Annotated in this window: 19 protein-coding genes, 2 tRNA genes and 1 other RNA gene; 16 read left to right on the top strand and 6 right to left on the bottom strand. The window is 68.9% G+C overall.

Annotated features, from left to right (window positions below):
• Window positions 1–21: 21 nt before the first annotated feature.
• Both AB0F72_RS29570 and AB0F72_RS29565 read right to left on the bottom strand, forming a co-directional pair.
• Window positions 22–993 (bottom strand): prephenate dehydrogenase/arogenate dehydrogenase family protein, encoded by a 972-nt coding sequence (locus AB0F72_RS29570; RefSeq protein ID WP_360437655.1) that lies wholly within the window; start codon window positions 991–993, stop codon window positions 22–24.
• On the bottom strand, window positions 990–1,748 hold the full coding sequence (locus AB0F72_RS29565) for a M23 family metallopeptidase (RefSeq protein ID WP_360437652.1): 759 nt from the start codon (window positions 1,746–1,748) through the stop codon (window positions 990–992). Before AB0F72_RS29565 ends, AB0F72_RS29570 begins: the two co-directional genes overlap by 4 nt.
• Window positions 1,749–1,849: 101 nt before the next feature.
• On the opposite strand from AB0F72_RS29565, the gene AB0F72_RS29560 reads away from it, so the two are divergent.
• The 4 genes from AB0F72_RS29560 (at window position 1,850) to AB0F72_RS29545 (ending at window position 3,628) form a co-directional block, all read left to right on the top strand.
• Complete coding sequence (locus AB0F72_RS29560; RefSeq protein WP_360437649.1) at window positions 1,850–2,233, top strand: hypothetical protein; 384 nt, start codon at window positions 1,850–1,852, stop codon at window positions 2,231–2,233.
• 114 nt (window positions 2,234–2,347) lie between these two features.
• Window positions 2,348–2,515: a hypothetical protein gene (locus tag AB0F72_RS29555; protein WP_360437646.1), complete on the top strand. Its 168-nt coding sequence runs from the start codon at window positions 2,348–2,350 to the stop codon at window positions 2,513–2,515.
• A 91-nt stretch (window positions 2,516–2,606) separates the two neighbouring features.
• Window positions 2,607–3,119, top strand: coding sequence for a tRNA adenosine deaminase-associated protein (locus AB0F72_RS29550; RefSeq protein WP_360437643.1), 513 nt, complete (start codon window positions 2,607–2,609; stop codon window positions 3,117–3,119).
• Window positions 3,116–3,628 carry a nucleoside deaminase gene (locus tag AB0F72_RS29545; protein WP_360437640.1) on the top strand — a complete coding sequence of 171 codons (513 nt, stop codon included), beginning with the start codon at window positions 3,116–3,118 and terminating at the stop codon, window positions 3,626–3,628. Before AB0F72_RS29550 ends, AB0F72_RS29545 begins: the two co-directional genes overlap by 4 nt.
• Here AB0F72_RS29545 and deoD read toward each other — a convergent pair.
• Window positions 3,625–4,338, bottom strand: coding sequence for a purine-nucleoside phosphorylase (gene deoD, locus AB0F72_RS29540; protein WP_360437637.1), 714 nt, complete (start codon window positions 4,336–4,338; stop codon window positions 3,625–3,627). The two genes, AB0F72_RS29545 and deoD, sit on opposite strands and share 4 nt — an antisense overlap.
• A gap of 115 nt (window positions 4,339–4,453) precedes the next feature.
• Here deoD and AB0F72_RS29535 point away from each other — a divergent pair.
• The 4 genes from AB0F72_RS29535 (at window position 4,454) to AB0F72_RS29520 (ending at window position 8,295) form a co-directional block, all read left to right on the top strand.
• Window positions 4,454–4,543 (top strand) — tRNA-Ser (locus AB0F72_RS29535).
• A 342-nt stretch (window positions 4,544–4,885) separates the two neighbouring features.
• Entirely contained in the window at window positions 4,886–5,095 is a 210-nt protein-coding gene (locus tag AB0F72_RS29530; protein ID WP_014447961.1) for a hypothetical protein, read from the top strand.
• Window positions 5,096–5,266: 171 nt separating this feature from the next.
• A complete protein-coding gene (locus AB0F72_RS29525; protein ID WP_360437634.1) occupies window positions 5,267–5,608 on the top strand; it encodes an STAS domain-containing protein in 342 nt (113 codons plus the stop codon).
• 158 nt (window positions 5,609–5,766) lie between these two features.
• Window positions 5,767–8,295, top strand: a complete 2,529-nt coding sequence (locus AB0F72_RS29520) for a hypothetical protein (RefSeq protein ID WP_360437631.1) — start codon at window positions 5,767–5,769, stop codon at window positions 8,293–8,295.
• Between the two features lie 110 nt (window positions 8,296–8,405).
• On the opposite strand, the gene AB0F72_RS29515 is transcribed toward AB0F72_RS29520, so the two are convergent.
• The 3 genes from AB0F72_RS29515 to AB0F72_RS29505 form a co-directional block, all read right to left on the bottom strand.
• Window positions 8,406–8,777, bottom strand: coding sequence for a type II toxin-antitoxin system PemK/MazF family toxin (locus AB0F72_RS29515; protein ID WP_360437628.1), 372 nt, complete (start codon window positions 8,775–8,777; stop codon window positions 8,406–8,408).
• Window positions 8,774–8,980 (bottom strand): hypothetical protein, encoded by a 207-nt coding sequence (locus tag AB0F72_RS29510; protein ID WP_360437625.1) that lies wholly within the window; start codon window positions 8,978–8,980, stop codon window positions 8,774–8,776. The genes AB0F72_RS29515 and AB0F72_RS29510 overlap by 4 nt, the downstream gene beginning before the upstream one ends.
• 126 nt (window positions 8,981–9,106) lie before the next feature.
• Window positions 9,107–9,194 (bottom strand) — tRNA-Ser (locus tag AB0F72_RS29505).
• Between the two features lie 83 nt (window positions 9,195–9,277).
• Here AB0F72_RS29505 and ffs point away from each other — a divergent pair.
• The 8 genes from ffs (at window position 9,278) to AB0F72_RS29465 (ending at window position 19,335) form a co-directional block, all read left to right on the top strand.
• An RNA gene (ffs, locus tag AB0F72_RS29500) (signal recognition particle sRNA small type) lies at window positions 9,278–9,374 on the top strand.
• A gap of 73 nt (window positions 9,375–9,447) precedes the next feature.
• The gene (locus AB0F72_RS29495) at window positions 9,448–12,561 is read left to right on the top strand and encodes a DNA polymerase III subunit gamma and tau (RefSeq protein WP_360437622.1); all 3,114 of its coding nucleotides are present in this window, start codon (window positions 9,448–9,450) and stop codon (window positions 12,559–12,561) included.
• A gap of 321 nt (window positions 12,562–12,882) precedes the next feature.
• The gene (locus AB0F72_RS29490; RefSeq protein ID WP_014447954.1) at window positions 12,883–13,206 is read left to right on the top strand and encodes a YbaB/EbfC family nucleoid-associated protein; all 324 of its coding nucleotides are present in this window, start codon (window positions 12,883–12,885) and stop codon (window positions 13,204–13,206) included.
• A 3-nt stretch (window positions 13,207–13,209) separates the two neighbouring features.
• Window positions 13,210–13,803, top strand: coding sequence for a recombination mediator RecR (gene recR, locus AB0F72_RS29485; RefSeq protein WP_014447953.1), 594 nt, complete (start codon window positions 13,210–13,212; stop codon window positions 13,801–13,803).
• A 403-nt stretch (window positions 13,804–14,206) separates the two neighbouring features.
• A complete protein-coding gene (locus AB0F72_RS29480) occupies window positions 14,207–15,214 on the top strand; it encodes an ABC transporter permease (protein ID WP_360437617.1) in 1,008 nt (335 codons plus the stop codon).
• Window positions 15,215–15,288: 74 nt separating this feature from the next.
• The gene (locus tag AB0F72_RS29475; RefSeq protein ID WP_360437614.1) at window positions 15,289–17,073 is read left to right on the top strand and encodes an ABC transporter substrate-binding protein; all 1,785 of its coding nucleotides are present in this window, start codon (window positions 15,289–15,291) and stop codon (window positions 17,071–17,073) included.
• Between the two features lie 208 nt (window positions 17,074–17,281).
• Window positions 17,282–18,283 carry an ABC transporter permease gene (locus AB0F72_RS29470; RefSeq protein WP_360437611.1) on the top strand — a complete coding sequence of 334 codons (1,002 nt, stop codon included), beginning with the start codon at window positions 17,282–17,284 and terminating at the stop codon, window positions 18,281–18,283.
• Window positions 18,284–18,294: 11 nt separating this feature from the next.
• On the top strand, window positions 18,295–19,335 hold the full coding sequence (locus tag AB0F72_RS29465; RefSeq protein ID WP_360437608.1) for an ABC transporter ATP-binding protein: 1,041 nt from the start codon (window positions 18,295–18,297) through the stop codon (window positions 19,333–19,335).
• Window positions 19,336–19,352: the final 17 nt, after the last annotated feature.

The following is a 19,352-nucleotide window of genomic DNA, read 5'->3' as shown; positions in this document are numbered from 1 at the left end:
GCGTCGTGCTGACACCTCACGTTAGGAGCTGTTGCGGTCACTTTCTGGCCGCAATGCTGCCTCTGGCCGCAATGCGACAACATCGGTGTCGCCCACCGACGTCACCCATCCGCCGGATCGTCCGAGATCCAGCAGGCTCTGAGTGGTGGCCGGGACCTTCTCCGGCCGGCCGGGCGTGGCCGGCCAGGCCCGCCGGGCCTGCGCGCCGAGCCGCAGATGAGGGACCAGCGCCGACACCGGATCGTCGGAATCCAGCGCGCCGGACATCTCCTCCAGGACCCCGATCAAACGGTGCAACTCCGTCCGCACCGCGTCCCGGTTGCCGCCGCACATCGCCGCGGTCAGCTCGGGTCGCGTCGCGGCCACCCGGGTCCCGTCCCGGAACGACCCCGCTCCCAGGGCGCCGGCCAGCGGGTTCGCCACGATCTGCTCGGCCAGCGCGGCGGCGAACAGATGCGGCACGTGGCTGATCTGTGCGGCCGCCGTGTCATGTTCGGCAGCGGTCACCGGCACCACGCGCGCGCCCATCCCGGTGAACAGCCGGGCCAGCGTCAGCCAGTCGCCGAAATCCGTCTCGTGCGGCTCCAGGCAGAGCACCCACGCGCACCCGGCGAACAGATCCTTCTCGGACGCCGCGAAACCGGACGTCTCCTTGCCGGCCATCGGGTGCCCGCCCACGAACCTCCGCACGCCATGCGCCTTCATCAGGTCCCGCACCGGACCTTTCACCGAGGTCACGTCGGTCACCAGGCCGTCGGCGCCGGCAAGCTGCGGAATCACTTCCGGCAGGACCGGCAGGGGTACGGCCAGAGCGGTCAGCTCCGAGCCCGCCGCTGCCCCGGCAACCGAGCCGGCGATCCGGAACCCTGCCGCACGGGCCGCCTCGCGCGTTGCCGAGTCGGCGTCGAAACCGGTCACCTCGTGGCCGGCCGCGGCGAGTGCCCGCAGCAGCGAACCACCGATCAGGCCGAGCCCGACGACCGCGACCCTCACGCCTTGCAGCCGTTCTTCTTCTCCCAGGCCTCGACTGTCGCGACCGGGCTCTTCTGCCCGCCCTTGCGCCACGACGTGAGGAAGGTGGCCGGCCAGATCACGCCGCGCCGCACCTTCCAGTCACCGGTCTCGGCGCACGGCGGCGAGATGCCGTAGTGCACGTGGCACACGTTGTTGGCGTTACCGGTCTTGCCGGTCATGCCCAGCAGCTGCCCGGCTTCGACCCGGGCGCCCGCCTCGATCCCGGACTGCACCTTGCTCAGGTGCGAGCCGTAGTAGCGCACCCCGTCGTCACCGAGGATCGACACCGACAGGCCGCCGTTGTTCGGGCCGTCCGGGCTGCCCTTCACGTACCTGTCGGTGAGGCTGATCTCCAGGACCACCCCGCTGGTCGTGGCGACGAACCGCTCGCCGCAGTCGACGAAGAGGTCGGTCGCCGGGTATTTCGAGTGCGTGGTGTGGAAGTCGACGTTCGACGCGTCGACCGGGAAGACGTACTTCACCTGCTGTGCCTTCGGCGCCGCGCTCGGGCTCGCGCTCGTCGCGGCGGCGCTTTCCGGGGCCGGGCTCGCGGCGGTCGCCGGGCTCGCGGCGGGCGGGTTCGCCGCCGCGGTCGCCGCGGTCGGTGCGGCGGCCGAGGTGGGTTCCACGAAGTGCGGCGTCGCCGCAGGCGATCCCGTACCGGCTGCGCCGCCGCATCCGGCCAGGCAGGCGGCCATCAGGGTCAGACCAGAGAGGGTACGGAGGTAGCGCACCGAGCCATCCTGACAGAAGCGACAGGGCACCGCCGAGTCGCGCTGGATACGCTGCAGGTGTCAGGCCCCGGTGACTGGGGGACACGGAGAGGGGAACCGGAATGGCTGACCGGCAGGGCATCTGGGCCGCGTCCGCGCCGCCGCCCGGCTACCTCCCGCCCTCGGACCGGCCGTTCGCGTCGAGTCCGCCCCGCCCGGTCTACCGCGAGCCGCACCCGGTCTCGGCCGGTGGGGTGCTCAGCGGGCTGGCCGCCGCGGCGATCTGGCTGATCATCTTCGGCAGCCTCGGGCGCGGTCTCGTGTCGTACGTGTGGTGGACGATCGGGGCGGCGGTCAGCGCCTGGCTCGTCGCGCTGCTCCTGACCGTGATCGGCGACCGCGGAGTGGCGGTCGGCGTGTCGGTGGCGAGCGGCCTCGGCCTGTCGGTCGCGATGACGTTCGTGGCGCTGCGATGGATCGGTACGAACGACTGGCCGCTGTGGTGAGAACCGGCCTCCGGTGACCACCTTTCGTGCCCTTCTCGTCGCGCTCGGAAGCGGGTCTGCCGAACTGTCCATCGACCCTTGACGAATGCCCTCCGGCTGGGCACTCTCGGCTTCATGGCCCCCTCGCCAGAACGGCTCGACCCCGAGCGCTGCCGTCGCCGACAGGCGTTGCTGGCGGCTCTCGCGCAGGCGAAATCGGTCCGCGAGTCCGACCCGTCACAACGCATGCGTGGCGTGCGGTTGCGTGAGCTGATCGCGACGCGCCGTCGTCCCGCGAACTGACTTCGTCACACGTGCAAGGCGTGGCGCGATGCGCCCGCCGTACTACCCGCTACCGTCAGGCGCTGAGGATAAGAACCGCGTTGGGGGAATCGTGTCGATTTTCGCTGCCGCCGTCAGCCGGACGAAGAGCGGGTGGACGGCGTCGGAGCTGGACCTTTCGGGCCTGGCCGACATTGACGAGGTGGTGGATGCGCTGCGCGATGCGGAGCCGGACGCCGACCTCGCGCTGCTGTTCGTCGAGAGCGACGACGAGTACCTCGCGATCCTGCGCCTGGACGAGGGCGAGGACCTGCGGGTCTTCGCGTCCGACTCGGCTTTCGCCGAGGAGTCCCGGATCGGATCGGTGCTGCTCGGCGAGGTGGAGACACCCGCGCTCGGGCTGGACGACCTGGCTGCCCGCGACGACGAGGACGAGGAGCGGCCGGCGGCCGAGCCGGACGCCGACCCGATCGGTGACCCGGAGCTGCTCGGCGACCTGGGCGTGAGCGCGCAGCGTCTGCTCGCGCTCTGCGGCATGGAGGGGATGCTGCCGTCCGACGTGACCGCGGAGATCTGCCAGAAGATCGGGTGCGGTGACGAGATGGAGGAGTTGCGCGAGGCGTGAACCGTCGCGCACAGCACGAGGAGTGGATGCGGCGCGCGCTTGCCGTCGCGTCCGCATCCCCGGCGGACGTGCCGGTCGGCGCGATCCTGCTCGGCCCGGACGGGACCGAGCTGGCGGCGGCCGGCAACGAAAGGGAGCTCTCCGGCGACCCGACCGCGCATGCCGAGGTGCTGGTGCTGCGGCAGGCCGCGGGCCGGCTCGGGGCCTGGCGGCTGGACGGCTGCACCCTGGTGGTGACGCTGGAGCCGTGCACGATGTGCGCGGGCGCGCTGGTGCTGGCCCGGGTGGCGACGGTGGTCTTCGGCGCCTGGGAGCCGAAGACCGGCGCGGTCGGCTCGCTCTGGGACGTGGTCCGGGACCGGCGCCTCAACCATCGTCCCGAGGTGTACTCGGGTGTGCTGGAGGACGAGTGCGCCGCTCGTCTGCGCGAGTTCTTCCGGTCGGAAGGGGCGGCCGGTGACCGTACCGATGAGGGGTGGGGAGTGACCGGCCGCCCAGCCGGCGCCTAAGCGCCCGCGATGGCCGTGTCGAGGCCGATGGTGACCATGTTGCTGAAGCCCTTCTCGCGCTGCGCCGAGTCCATCGCCTCGCCGCGCCGGATGTGGTCGCTGACGGTGAGGATGGTCAGCGCCTTGGCGCGGTAGCGGGCCGCGATCGTGTAGATGGCGGCGGACTCCATCTCGACCGCGAGGACGCCGTAGTCGGCGAGCCGGTCGTAGATCTCCGGGCGGTCGTTGTAGAAGGTGTCGCCGGCCAGGATCTGACCGACCCGGATCGGGATGTTCTGCGCCTCCGCCTTCTCCACGGCCGTGCGCAGCAGACCGAAGTCGGCGACCGGCGCGTAGTCGACCACGCCCTCGAAGCGATACCGGTTCATGTTCGAGTCGGTCGACGAGCCGATCGCGGCGATCACGTCACCGAGGTTCAGGTCGTCGGCGAGGGCGCCGCAGGAGCCGATCCGGATCACGGACTTCACGCCGTACTCGTTGATCAGCTCGTGGGTGTAGATCGAGGCCGACGGCATGCCCATGCCGGAGCCCTGCACCGAGACGCGCTCGCCCTTCCAGGTGCCCGTGAAGCCGAGCATTCCGCGGACCTGGGTGTAACAGACCGCGTCCTCGAGGAACGTCTCGGCGATCCACTTGGCCCGCATCGGGTCGCCGGGCAGCAGCACCCGCTCGGCGATGTCGCCCGGCTTGCCGCCGATGTGCACGCTCATGAGGTCTCTCCGCTTCGCTTGTCCATAGCGACGATCTTGCCAGTTCAGCGCGGTGCCGCAGGGTTATGGGTGACCCGGCGTCAGGGTCTCTCACGCGTCCCGTAAAGTACTTCCCGGTGGTGTGTCCGAGTGGCCTAAGGAGCACGCCTCGAAAGCGTGTGAGGGTTTACGCCCTCCGCGGGTTCAAATCCCGCCGCCACCGCCAATGGAAGAGCCCGGTCCGACGCGGACCGGGCTCTCTGTTTTCTCCCCCGTCTGTTACGCTGCGTGGCCTTGACGGGCATCCCCCGACCATGTGATCGCCGACTCGTCCGTTCGGCCGTTCTCCATGATCAGTGCCGGTCGGTGTAACGCGGATGTTTCGCTGCAGGTCAATGGCGTAATCACTTTCTGTAGTGAATCTTGGACGGCCCTGCGATGTGGGTAGTAGCGCAAGTCACGTGACCCAAATCCACCGGATCAGACAATGTGGTTCCGACCGGGCGGCGAGGAACTTCCGGCGGATTGCCCCACGCAGATGCTTCGATGTCTGTCCTAGATTTGACACGTGAGAGTTCAGCATCACTGGTGGAATGGCGATCTCCGTCTCCAGCGTCGCGACGTCTACATCCGGACCGACGGTGAGACGTGGGAGGTCGAGGCCCAACTGGGCGGCCCCGAGGGGAAGTCCAAGGTGCAGCAGTGTCCCGGCCGGGCGTCAGCGATGATCCTGGCCGACGCGTGGCGTGGTCCACGCTGGCAGTGGCGCGAGTTGTAAGAGGCGCGCCAGGAGCCGACGGGCTGTGCCGCTTGTGCTTGACTGATTCCGGCTCAGCCTTCGAACGGGTCGGACCCTGTGGGGTCCGGCCCGTTTGCGTGGGCAGCGCACGACACGCTGACGCACGTCTTGTCCGATGTGTCGGGAAGCTGTCGATCTAGCGTAGATTTCATGCGCGCCATTGTCATCGAGTACCGGTCCGACGTAGCGGTACTCCAGCTGTGCGGCGAACTTGATGCCGACACGGCGGCCCGGCTCTACACCGCGCTCGCCGATCTGCTGGAGCGCCCGGTGCCGAGGATCGTCGTGGATCTCACCGCCCTGAAATTCTGTGATTCGGTCGGGCTGAGCGCCTTCATCACGAGCAAGCAGGTGATCGCGGCGCGGGGCGGATGGCTGAGCTTCGCCGGCGCCGATCCGTTCCTGGCTCAGTTGCTGGAGACCGTCGGACTCAGTCGCTATTTCGCGATTTTTCCCGAAGTCGAGGACGCGATCGCGGCGGCGCGGCTGTAGGTCGATACGGGAGCGTTCCCGAGTCTGCGCTGCGCATTCCCGAATGCTGGAACGCATATAGGCCGTCGTTCATATCGATGACATGATCTCCGCGCTTAGTAGACTCAACTCGCGCGGGGGACGCCGTGAGGCGATGGCTCATATCAATAGGTGCGGCCTTGGCGGTCGCCGTCTCCGGGATTTCGCTGCCCGCTTCGGCGGCGCTCGCGGCCCCGGTGATCCAAACCGGTCTTCCGGACTCGGTCGATCCGGCAGCTTGTCCCGAGGTGACGGCGGGTGCCTTCGGCGCCGCGCCGGCCGGTCCGCTCGACGGTGGTGACTGCCGGCGGATCGTCGTGCGGAGCGCCGGTTGGCATCTGATCGAGGCCATCGACGAGCAGAACGACTGGCACGAGCGCAGGGTCTACGACGAGGCCGGCGCGGTGGCGTGTGCCGGCGGATACTGCGACCTGAAGGCCGGCGTCTACACGCTCGTCGCCGAGGGGATCACGGTGCCGTTCGCGACGGCGGTCGTGCCGTTCACCGCCGGTGGCTGCGAGGCCGCCGACGGGCAGGGCTTCACCGCTGAGCCGTACCGCGGCACCAGCGCCGTGGCCGGTCAGATCGACTGCCTGGAGATCGCCGGTGGCGCCGGCTCCTACCAGGTCGCGCTCTGGGATGCGGATAGCTCCAACGTGCCTGACCTGCGGCTGGTCCAGCCGTCCGGGCCGCTCGGCTGCGGCAACAAGGAACTCGTGCTCGGTGCGGGCTGCAAGGCGGTCAAGAACGAGCCGGTCCGTCTGATCGCCTCGATGCAGGAGTCGATCCCCGCGGGCGGCCGCTCCTACCTGCTCGCGGCGCAGCGGCTCACCGGTCAGACCAACTGCCCGGAGCTGCCGGCCAGCGCGGTCGGTAAGCCGGCCGGGAAGAGCTTCGAGGTCACCGAGAATCACTTCGCGGCCTGCTACACCGTCCCGGCCGGGCACGCGGCGCGGGAGATCGTCAGCGTGAACTCGGACGGGCGCGGCGGGGACGCGCGCGCTCGGATCTACGACTCGGCCGGCGCCGAGACCTGCGACCGGGTGGACAGCGGAACCCAGGATCTCTTCAGCTGCCGCGTCGCCCCGGGCGAGAAGTACACGGTCGTGCTGCAGGGCTCGAACCGGTACACGGAGTTCAACCGCAGCAGCATCAGTAATGTCAGCCGGATCGACGCCACCGGCCGGAACTGCGCGAACCCGGTCGCCACGAACTTCGGCGGCCCGGCCACCGAGGGCAGGCTCGCGCCGGCCAGTGAGATCCACTGCTACCTCAACACCGGACTCTCCTGGATCAACGCGCGGGCGACGGGCCGGATCTGGCAGCCCGAGTACCCGGGCGAGAACGATCCCGTGCCCACGCCGGTGATCCGGTACTTCGACAGTGCCGGCGAACTGCAGGTCTGCGGTTCCTCCTGCCAGCTCACCGCGCCCTACTACTTCCTCACCTCCAGCCTGCCCGCGATGTACGGGGTCGACACCTGGAGCATCGACGACCCCGCGGACTGCACGAGCAGCCCGGCCTCGATCGCCTACGGCTTCGGGCCGGTGAGCGTCACGCTCACTCCGGCGGACCGGGGCTGGTGCCAGATCGTGCCGATCCAAGCCGGTGATCGGTTCCTGGTGAAGGCGTCCTCCGACCGGCCCTACACGCTCAACGCCGATGGGACCGCGACGCTCTGCGGCGGCACGGAGACCAGCGGGTACAACTGCATGCCCAAGGTCGCGGCCGGGCAGACCCGGGGAACCGCGCGGATCGTGCTGGCCCCCACCGTCGTCGGCAGCCCTCGGACCTACACGGTGCAGGCGACCTGCTCCACCGGGCTGTGCGGCGGGAACACGTACTCGCTCTACCCCGCCCAGCAGATCAACGTGACCGCCGGCCGCAAGGCGACGTTCGAACTCGCCGGCACCTCGCTGCACAGCGGCGACAAGGTGCGCCTGACCCGCAGCGGGCACGCCTCGATCCCGGTCAGGGTCCTGTCGGTGTCGGCGACCCGCAACCACATGAAGGTGGAAGCCGACGTCACGAAGGCGGCGCCCGGAAAGTGGAACGTCGTCGGCACGTCGTACTCCTCGGCCAGCCGGACCGCTCAGATGAACAACCTGGTCAACGTGCTGGCGATGCCGAAGCTCGGCGTCAAGGCGAAGCCCTCGGTCACCGGGAAGGCGGCAGTCGGGCTCACCGTGCGGGCCACCGCCGGCACCTGGAACCCGAAGCCGGCGTCGGTCCGCTACCAGTGGACCGCCAACGGGGTCGCGATCAAGGGGGCGACCGGTTCGACGTACCGAATCCCGGCCTCTCTGCGCGGTAAGCGCATCGCCGTGATCGTCACCGCGCGGGCCACCGGGCACACCGACACCGCGGTCTCCTCGGCGGCGGTGACGGTCGGCTACGGCGTCGCGCCGAAGGCCACCAAGAAGCCGTCGATCTCCGGCACGGTGAAGACCGGCAAGACGGTGAAGGTCAAGGTGGGTGCCTGGTCGCCGTCGGCGAGTTCCTACAAGTACGTGTGGAAGCTCAACGGCAAGGTGATCAAGGGTGCCACCGGCGCGAAGCTGACGCTCAAGAAGTCCTGGAAGGGCAAGAAGCTGACCGTGACGGTGACCGCCAAGCGGGCCGGCCACTTCGACGGCAAGGCCACCTCGAAGGCCCTGAAGATCAAGTGACAGACGGCGAGGGCCGGCTCCGATCGGGAGCCGACCCTCGCCTGCACTGTTTTCAACCAGAACGATACGAGATCGCGCGATGACCTTCCGCAGCGGGTGGCTCTCTGTCCCTAGGACGATTGGCGGCTTCGTAAGCCCAGGTGCAGGGCCAGGGCTTCGCGGAGCGGTTCGTGCAGGGCCGCCGGCAGTCGCCCCAGGCGCCGGCTGACGCGCGCCACGTCGACGGCACGGATCTGCTCCACCTGAATCTTGGACTCCGCGGTGAGGCCGGTCCGGGTGTCGTCGGCAGCGATCAGAACCTGAAACGGGTAGACCTTGGCGACGTTGGACGTGATCGGCGCGACCGTGATGACGCCCCGGCCGAATCGCTCCGCGGCTTGATTGGCGCCGTCATTGCTGACGATGACGGCGGGCCTGACTTTGCTCGCTTCACTGCCGACAACGGGGTTCAGATCGACCCGGACGATGTCGCCCCACCTCATGAGGGAAGGCCGTCGGCGGAGGCGGCGTCCCACAGGGCCGCGTCGGGTGAGTCGTCCCAGGTGCTGAACGCCTCGGCGTACTGAGCGGTGAGCCGGCGTTCGCGGAGAAGGGCGACAGCCTCGTGAAGGACAGCTGACCGGTTCGTTCCCTGCTCGTCGAGGAACCTGACATCCTCCTCGGGAAGGCTGACGCTAATCTTCATGCTTCGATGCTACCGGCGGTGGCATCGGCGGTGCCACCATCGGGTCCGTTCTCCGGAAGGTTCTGGTGTGCGGAAAGCAAGAAGGCCGGACCCGCGGGTCCGGCCTAACCTGTTCGCCGATGAAGCTGGCGGAGGATACGAGATTCGAACTCGTGAGGGTGTTAACCCAACACGCTTTCCAAGCGTGCGCCCTAGGCCTCTAGGCGAATCCTCCGTGCGCCAGAGTACAGAGGTCCGTGCGGCGACACACGCACGGGGGTCGACGCAACACCGGTGACTGGAGCAGGTAGGCTTCACAACAGCCCCTCGTGCGGCGTGTATCTCGTGAACCTCCCCAGGGCCGGAAGGCAGCAAGGATAAGCGGGCTCTGACGGGTGCACGGGGGGTCCTTTCATTCCCTGGGGCACTTTGTTTGTTCTTGTCAGACCCTCGACGGACAATGGCGCGGTCGTCAGGAGGTGGCAGGAGTGGCGCTCGCCCTCTATCGGAAATACCGTCCGCGGACGTTTGCCGAGGTCATCGGCCAGGAGCACGTCACCGAGCCGCTCTCGCAGGCGTTGCGGAGCGGGCGGCTCAACCATGCGTACCTCTTCTCCGGCCCGCGTGGCTGTGGCAAGACCTCGAGCGCCCGCATTCTGGCCCGCTCGCTCAACTGTGAGCAGGGCCCCACCCCCGACCCGTGCGGTGTCTGCGCCTCCTGCAAGTCGCTGGCGAACGACGGCGGCGGCTCGATCGACGTCATCGAGATCGACGCGGCCAGCCACGGCGGTGTCGACGACGCCCGTGAGATCCGGGAGAAGGCGTTCTTCGCCCCGGCCAGCAGCCGCTACAAGATCTATGTGATCGACGAGGCGCACATGGTCTCGTCGGCCGGCTTCAACGCGCTGCTCAAGCTCGTCGAGGAGCCGCCGGACTTCGTGAAGTTCATCTTCGCGACCACCGAGCCGGAGAAGGTTCTCGGCACGATCCGCTCGCGGACGCACCACTACCCGTTCCGGCTGATCCCGCCGGCGACCCTCCGGCCGTACCTTCAGCAGCTCTGCGAGGCCGAGGGCGTCACCGTCGACCCGGCGGTGTTCCCGCTGGTGGTGCGGGCCGGCGGCGGCAGCGCGCGGGACTCCCTGTCGATCCTCGACCAGCTGATCGCCGGCTCCGGGCCGGAGGGCGTCTCCTACTCCCGGGCCGTCGCGCTGCTCGGCGTCACCGACGTGGCCCTGATCGACGAGATGTGCGAGGCGATCGCCTCGGCCGACGGCGCGGCCGCCTACGCCACGATCGATCGGGTCGCCGAGGCCGGCCACGACCCGCGCCGCTTCGCCTCCGACCTGCTCGAGCGCTTCCGCGACCTGATCGTCCTGCAGCAGGTCCCCGACGCGGTGTCGAAAGGCCTGATCGACGGCCCTGCCGACCAGCTCGAAGCGATGGCCGCCCAGGTCACCAAGCTCGGCCCGGCGACGCTGTCCCGCTGCGCCGACATCGTTCACAACGGCCTGGTCGAGATGCGTGGCACCACCGCGCCCCGCCTGCTGCTCGAGCTGATCACCGCCCGCATGCTGCTCCCCGGCGCGGACGACTCCTCGAACGCTCTCCTGCAGCGCCTGGAGCGTCTGGAGCGAGGCGGCGGCATGGCCGCCGGGCCGTCACTTGCTGGGGTACGGGGTGAGCCCACCACTCCCGCCGACTCCGCTGACGAGATCTCCCGTGCTCCCTCGGCACCGCAGGGCGCAGGAGGCGGGGGCAACGTCGGCTCCGGTGGCGACGCCGGGCTCGGCGGCGGGGGCAAGGCCGCGGCGATGGCTGCTGCCGCGGCGGCGGCCGCTGCGGCGAAGGCCCGGCCTGCTGGTGCGGGCGCTCGCGCGGCGGCCCCGGTCTCCCCGGCGCCGGTCTCGGAGGCGCCGGTCTCGGCCGTCCCTGTCTCACCGGCCGCTCCGGTCTCGCCCATGCCTGTCTCGGCTGCGCCGGTCTCCGCCGCGCCGGTCTCCGCCGCGCCCGCCTCGGCTGCGCCGGTTTCTGCGGCTCCGGCCGCTCCCGTCTCGCCGGCCGCTCCGGTTCCGGCCGTTCCGGGGGCACCCGACTGGAACGCGGTCGCCGACGGTGGCTACGACGAGGAACCGCCTCCGTGGGACGACGAGCCGGCCGCGCCCGCGCCCGCCGCGCCTCCCGTCGACCGGCTCGAGGACGTCCGTGCCGCCTGGCTGGACCTCGGCCGCTCGCACGAAAAGGTCGGCGTGATGCAGAAGAGCGGGATCGACCTGCGCGCGGTCGAGGGCGACACGGTCGTCTTCGGCGCGCCGAACCCGAAATACGCGGAACGGCTGGTCACCGGCTACCAGGACGTGATCACCGAGGCGTTCCGGCGGGCGCTCGGCGGGCAGTGGCAGATCCGCTGCGAGGTCGGCGAGGCCCCTCCGGCGCGGAGCGCTACCGCCGGCAGCCGGGACCAGTCACCGAACCGCCGCCCGTCGTCCGCCACTCCCGGCCGAGCGCCACAGCCAGCGCCGGTGGCGTCGTCCAGTGCCCCGGAGCGCAACACCGGCCGGACCGAGTCGCGCCCCTCCCGGCCTCAGCGGCCCTCATCACCGGACTCCGACGACGAATGGCCGGCCCCGGCCCGTCCTCCGGCCGTCGCCTCCCCGGAGCCGTCTTCCCCGGCGCAGGTGGCCGACGAGGGGGACACCGACTGGCCTGAGCCCGTTCGGCCGGGAAGTGCCGCTCCGCGGGCGTCAGCGCCGATCGCTGCCGACGACGACTGGCCTGAGCCGGTCAAGCCCGGTGCCGCTGCTCGGCCACCGACCAATCCGTCCCCGTCGGCAGAGCCCGCCGCGTCGGCGCCACCGGCCACGGCACCGGGTGCGCCCGCCGCTGCCGTGCCGCCCGCCGCCGCGCCGGCTGCTCCGGCGCCCTCGGCCACGGCACCGGGTGCGCCCGCGGCCGCCGTGCCGGTCGATCCGGCTCCGGCGCCTCCGCCCGCCAATGCGCCTGCCGCGAGAAGCACGCCGGCCGCGGGAAGCACGTCTGCCACGGGAAGCGCGTCTGCTGCGGTGAACGTTTCTGCTGCGGTGAGTCCGCCTGCCGCGGTGAGTCCGCCTGCTCCGGGGAAGGCGGCCCCTGCTCGGTCAGCGGCGATGGAAGCCGCACGCGCTGCCGCTGCCGCTGCTCGTAATGCCGCAGCGGCGCGACCCTCCGGCGGGTCCGCAGCCGGTGCCCCCGGCGGGCTCGGCACGGCTGGACCCGCTGGCGCCGGCGGTGGACCGGCGGCGCCTCGTGCGGCCGGCGCCGGTGCCGTAGGCGGTGGACTGGCGGCGGCCCGGGCGGCCAGCGCCGCCGGTGCTGGAATGGCGGCCGGCCGGGCAGCCGGTGGCGGGGCCGCGTGGTCGGATGGGACGCCGACCGAGGAGGCGCCCTACGACCCCGAGTTCGACGGTCCGCCGGCGGCTGCCGCCGCCATCGAGGGCTTCGACCCCGGTGACGAGCCGCTCGACGACGTGCTCGACGAGAAGACGGCCCGGCAGAGCGGCGAGGAGCTCGCCATGCAGCTGCTCCGGGACGCGTTCGGCGCCGAGAAGATCGGCGAGCTCTGACCCCAGGCCGCGCCACGGACAACCAGAACCGCAGGCCGCACCAGGACAACCAGAACCGCAGGCCGCACCAGGACGACCAGAACCGCAGGCCGCGCCACGGACGACCAGAACATCCCGCGATTGCCGCCGGTGAGATGACAAGCGGTTCTCCGACGCCGCGGGGTTTGCGGTGCCGGAGAACCGCCTGTCATCTCACCGGTTACAAGGCAATCGCCGCGGAGCGAAGCGGAGCCAGTTATACAGCTACGCTGGCGGCGGTAACTTTCGGCCGCCGTGGGTCATCGATGGCGGTTTAGGGAACGAAGATTGAGGAGCGGTGCCATGCGCCCCGGTGGACAGCCGAACATGCAGCAGATCATGAAGCAGGCGCAGAAGATGCAGCAGCAGGTCGCGCAGGCGCAGGCCGAGCTGGCTGAGGCGGAGCTGACCGGCACCGCCGGCGGCGGGCTGGTGACCGTGACGATCACCGGTCTGGGTGAGTTCAAGGCCGTCAAGATCGACCCGAAGGCGGTGGACGCCGACGACGTCGAGACGCTGGAGGATCTTCTGCTGGCGGCCATCCACAACGCCGCGGAGGCGCAGCGTGAGCTGGCCGAGTCGAAGATGGGACCGGCGACCGGTGGCTTCTCCCTGCCGGGGTTCTGATCCGTGTACGAAGGTGCCATCCAGGACCTGATCGATGAGCTGGGCCGGCTTCCGGGTGTGGGCCCGAAGTCGGCTCAGCGCATCGCGTTCCACATCCTCTCCGCCGACCCGGCGGACGTGAACCGGCTGGCCGGCGCGCTGCGCAAGGTCAAGGAGCTGGTTCGGTTCTGCACGACCTGTTTCAACGTGGCCGAGTCTGATCAGTGCCGGGTCTGCCGGGACACCCGCCGTACCAACGAGGTGCTCTGCGTGGTGGAGGAGCCGAAGGACGTCGTCGCGATCGAGCGGACCGGCGAGTTCCGGGGGCGGTACCACGTTCTCGGCGGTGCGATCAATCCGCTGGAGGGCGTCGGCCCGGACAACCTGAAGATCCGCGAGCTGCTGATCCGGCTGGGCACGGGTGAGGTGAAGGAGCTGATCCTGGCGACCGACCCGAACACCGAGGGTGAGGCCACGGCGACCTATCTGGGCCTCCTGGTGAAGCCGATGGGCATCGCCGTGACCCGTCTGGCGAGCGGTCTGCCGGTCGGCGGCGACCTGGAGTACGCCGACGAGATCACTCTAGGCCGGGCTTTCGAGGGTCGTAGAGCGATCTGAATCTACGTCTCGTAACGCGGATGTAACGCCTTGCGACCGGTTGCGTCCGATTCGCTCCTTAACGGCCGTCGACGAGGTAATTTCCGTTTGGTTCAACGTCTAGGTCACAGAGACATCACGAGGGAGACACGGAAGCGTCCGCGTGCCGTCCGTGAACTTGACCCGGAGCACTCACTAGGTGAATGTTCCTCTCGATGGCGGCCACACCCGCCGTCGAGTGCTCTCGTGGCGTCGATCTGATCTCGGCCGGCGCAGCGAGAGTCGGCACTCGAGGCATGCGATAACCGATCGGTTGCCGTTAGCTACGTGGGCCATCGTCACCGCTCGGGGGATTTTCCGTGTGTCCTCGACCTGTGGCTGTGGGCTCCCGTCGCTCGGCGACTGGGAGAGGACCGGCGAATAGATGTCGCTTGGCCCAGAAGCGTCGATCACCGACGACAAGACGGTGGCGACCATCGACGCGGCTGATGAGCGGGAGCCTGGCGAGAAGGCGATCGCCGGCCGGTCGCTGAGGCAGATCGCCTGGCGTCGGCTGAAGAAGGACCGCGTCGCCATGGGCGGCGGGATCGTCGTTCTGCTGCTGATCGCCCTGGCCATCCTCGCTCCGGTGCTGACCAAGCTGTTCGGGTACCCGATCGACGAGTACCACCAGGATCAGATCGACGCGACGTTCGGCACCCCGATCGGGGACTTCGGTGGCATCAGCTCCGACTTCCTCCTCGGTGTGGAGCCGACCTCCGGCCGGGACGTGTTCAGCCGGATTCTCTACGGCGCGCAGACGTCCCTCACTGTCGCTTTCCTCTCCGCGTTCGTCTCCACCTTCCTGGGTACGGTCTTCGGCGCGGCGGCCGGTTTCCTCGGCGGCTGGGTCGACTCGGTGATCAGCCGGGTGATGGACTTCCTGCTCGCGTTCCCGCAGTTGCTCTTCTCGATCGCCCTGGTGTCGGTGCTGCCCAGCACGATGTTCGGGCTGGACAGCCGCTGGTCGCGGATCGTCGTCCTGGTTGGCGTGATCGGGTTCTTCGGCTGGCCGTACATCGGCCGGATCGTGCGCGGTCAGACCCTGTCGCTGCGTGAGCGTGAGTTCGTCGAGGCGGCGCGCAGCATGGGCGCCCGATCGCCGCGAATCGTCTTCCGCGAGCTGCTGCCGAACCTGGCGGCCCCGATCCTCGTCTACGCGACGCTGATCATCCCGACCAACATCCTGACTGAGGCGGCGTTGAGCTTCCTCGGTGTCGGCATCCCCCCGCCCAACCCGTCGTGGGGCGGAATGCTCTCGGATGCCGTCGCCACGTATTCGATCAACCCGACCTACATGATCATTCCTGGCGCAATGATCTTCATCACGGTGCTGGCCTTCAACCTCTTCGGTGACGGCTTGCGCGACGCGCTCGACCCGAAGGCCCGCTGACACAGGGGTTGTCGAAGAACATCGCATGTTTGGCGGACCGTACGGCTCCGCTGTTCGAGGAGGTAGGAGAACAGGTGTCACGAAAGACAAGGGCGATAGCCTCAGCCGGCGTCGCCGTCGTGCTGGGACTGACCACTGCTGCGTGCGGTGGGTCGGACAGTGACGACAGCGGCAACACCAGCACTACGGGCGGCAAGGCTGCCTACAACGCCGCGATCACCAGCGTGGTGAACCCCTCCACCACCAAGGGCGGTACCCTCAACCTGTGGGGTGCGCAGGACGCTGACTACTGGGACCCGGCGCGTGGCTACTACGCGTTCGTCTGGAACCTGAACCGGCTCTACACCCGCAAGCTGGTCGACTACGCGGCCGAGCCGGGCAAGGGCGGTCTGGAGCTCCAGCCCGACCTCGCGGCGGCCCTGCCGGAGATCAGCGCGGACAAGCTGACCTACACCTTCAAGCTGAAGACCGGCACCAAGTTCGACGACGGCAGCCCGATCACGTCGAAGGACATCAAGTACGGCATCGAGCGCATCTTCGCGCAGGATGTCATCCCCGGCGGCCCGGTCTACCTGATCGACGTCCTGGACCAGGGCCAGAAGTACCCGGGCCCGTACAAGGACACCGACCCGAACAAGCTCGGCCTCAAGTCGGTCGAGACCCCGGACGACTCCACCATCATCTTCAAGCTGAAGAAGCCGCAGTCGGACTTCCTCTACATGCTGGCGATGCCGGGTGCCGGTCCGGTTCCGCAGAAGCGGGACACCGGCGCCAAGTACAACGCCGCGCCGGCCTCCTCGGGTCCGTACATGTTCAAGGAAGGCAGCATCCAGCCGGGTAAGGGCGCGGCCTGGGTCCGCAACCCGAACTGGGACCCTGCCACGGACACGATCCGCAAGGCGCTGCCGGACGCGATCAACCTGACGATCACCACCAACGCCGAGGACATGGACGCCCGGCTCATCGCCGGTACCGCGGACCTCGACGTCGGCCAGACCGGTGTGCAGGCGACGGCCCGGACCAAGATCCTCCAGGACCCGAACCTGAAGGCGAACGCCGACACCCCGACCACCGGCTTCATCCGGTACGCGGGCCTGGCGACCGACGTCGCTCCGCTGGACAACATCGAGTGCCGTAAGGCCGTGATGTACGCGGCCGACCCGACCTCGCTGCAGACGGCTCGTGGCGGCCCGATCGCGGGTGGCGACATCGGCACCAGCATGCTGCCGCCGAACATCGCCGGCTCGGACGCCAAGTACGACCCGTTCAACCGGCTCCAGGGCAAGCCGCAGATCGAGGAGGCCAAGAAGGCCCTCACCGCCTGTGGCAAGCCGAACGGCTTCGACACCAAGATCGCGGTCCGCAACAACAAGCCGGCCGAGATCAAGAGCGCCGAGGCGCTGCAGGCTTCGCTGAAGCAGGCCGGCATCAACGCCGCGATCGAGCAGTACGACGGCGCTCAGCTCTCCTCCGTGATCGGTTCGCCGGACAACGTGAAGAGCAAGGGCTACGGCATCATGATCGCTGGCTGGGGCGCCGACTACCCGACCGGTTCCGGTTACCTGCAGCCGCTGGTGGACAGCCGCTTCATCCTGGAGAACGGCAACTACAACCTCCCCCTGATCAAGGACCCGTCGATCGACGCGCTCTTCGACCAGGCGGCCGCGGAGACCGACCCGACGAAGGCCGCGGAGCTCTACAGCCAGGTGAACCACAAGGTCATGGAAGGCGCGTACTACCTGCCGTTCGTGGTCGACAAGGCGCTCAACTACCGCAACCCGCGGCTGACGAACGCCTACGTGCACGACAGCTTTGGCATGCTGGACTTCCAGGCCCTCGGCGTCAGCGACGGCAAGTAACAGTGAGCAATTTTCAACCTGACATCGGGCCTGAGGCTGCCGGGCCGTTGTCCAGCGCCGGCGAGCGAGGCCCTCGTCACGTTGAAAACGGCTCAGTCGTTCGCGGCTCTAACAGCAACGGGTAATTCGAAGGGTTGGTGAAGGCCGCCCGCGGCGGGCGGGCACCGGTTCTCGCAACCGGTGCCCGCCCGTCCTTTGGCCGAACGTCGTGCTGGCTTACCTCATCCGGCGGCTGATCAACGCCGTCATCACGCTGCTCGTGGTCACGTTCGTGACCTTCGGAATCTTCTTCATGGTGCCGAAGATCACCGGCAGTGATCCCGCGCTGCTTTATGTCGGCAAGCAAGCCGATGCGGTGTCGCTCGAGGGCATCCGCACGAAGATGGGCCTCGCCGACCCGATCCTGGTGCAGTACGGCAAGTTCCTGAAAGGGCTTGTGGTCGGCCGGGACTACTCGAACGGACCGGACGTCACCCATTGCCCGGCCCCGTGCCTGGGTTACTCGTTCAAGACCGAGCAGGAGGTGACTCCCCTTCTGCTCAGCGATCTACCGGTGACGTTGTCACTGGCGCTCGGTGCGGCGGTGCTCTGGCTCATCGGCGGTGTCACGACCGGTGTCATCTCCGCGCTCCGAAGAGGCAGCGTGATCGACCGGACGGCGATGACCGTCGCTCTGGCCGGTGTGTCGCTTCCGATCTACTTCACCGGTCTGCTCTCCTCGGCGATCTTCGTGTACGCACTGGGATGGCTGCCACAGAGCAACTACGTGCCGTTCACCGAGAGTCCCGGTGATTGGTTCGTCCAGATGCTGTTGCCCTGGATCACGCTGGCCTTCCTCTTCGCCGCCACGTACGCCCGCCTGACCCGGGCGAACATGCTGGAGACGCTCGGTGAGGACTACATCCGGACGGCCCGCGCCAAGGGTTTGCGGGAGCGCACGGTCATCGGCAAGCACGCCCTCCGGTCGGGCCTGACCCCGATCGTCACCGTGTTCGGTCTGGACCTCGGTGCGCTGCTCGGCGGCGCGATCCTCACCGAGACGGTCTTCAACCTGCGTGGCCTGGGCTACCAGGCGCTGCAGGCGATCCGCGGCAACGACCTGCCGGTGATCCTGGGGATCACGCTGATCGCCGCGTTCTTCATCGTCTTCGCCAACCTGATCGTGGACCTCGTCTACGGCGTCATCGACCCGCGCGTGCGGCTGAGCTGAGGGAGAGGAACATGTCCGCCAGTTCGGCTACCGACCGTCCGTTCCTCGAGGTCAAGGACCTCAACGTCCGCTTCGAGACGGACGACGGCATCGTCCAGGCCGTCTCCGGTTCGAGCTTCTCGCTCCGGGCCGGCCAGACGCTCGGCATCGTGGGCGAGTCCGGCTCCGGCAAGAGCGTCACCTCGCTCGCCGTGCTGGGCCTGCACCGCACCCGCAGCAACGCGAAGGTGGCCGGGGAGATCTGGCTCGACGACAAGGAGCTGGTCACCGCCACCGACGAAGAGGTCCGCGGGCTGCGCGGCGGCAAGATGTCGATGATCTTCCAGGACCCGCTGAGCGCGATGCACCCGTACTTCACGGTCGGGTCGCAGATCGTCGAGGCGTACCGGGTGCACCACCCCGGGGTGAACAAGAAGGCCGCCCGTGAGCGGGCCATCGACATGCTGGCCCGGGTCGGCATCCCGCAGCCGGAGCGGCGCTTCCACGACTACGCGCACCAGTTCTCCGGGGGTATGCGCCAGCGCGCGATGATCGCGATGGCGCTGGTCAACGACCCGAAGCTGCTGATCGCCGACGAGCCGACCACGGCTCTCGACGTGACAGTGCAGGCGCAGATCCTGGACCTGATCCGGGACCTGCAGGAGGAGTTCGGCTCCGCGGTCATCATGATCACGCACGACCTCGGTGTGGTGGCGGAGCTCGCCGACGAGGTGCTCGTCATGTACGGCGGCAAGGTCATCGAGCGGGGTCCCGCCGTGGACCTGTTCCAGCGTCCGCAGCACCCGTACACCTGGGGTCTGCTCGGCAGCATGCCGCGCCTCGACCGTGAGGTCCGCGAGCGGCTCAACCCGGTCAAGGGCTCGCCGCCCAGCCTGATCAACCTGCCGGACGGGTGCGCCTTCCACCCGCGCTGCCCCTACGCGGGCCGCAACGGCGACCGTTCCTTCAAAGAGGTGCCGGTCCTCAGCGGCGGTCCCCACGGGGTCGCCTGCCATCTGCCGCCCGACCTGCGCACGAAGATCTTCCAGGAAGAAGTGCTTCCGAACCTCTGAGCGGGGAGTAATAGAAC

The organism is Actinoplanes sp. NPDC023936 (assembly GCF_040639325.1).
Taxonomy (GTDB): domain Bacteria; phylum Actinomycetota; class Actinomycetes; order Mycobacteriales; family Micromonosporaceae; genus Actinoplanes.
The sequence above is the reverse complement of the archived record's forward strand: the minus strand, read 5'-3'. Positions and strand labels throughout refer to the sequence as shown.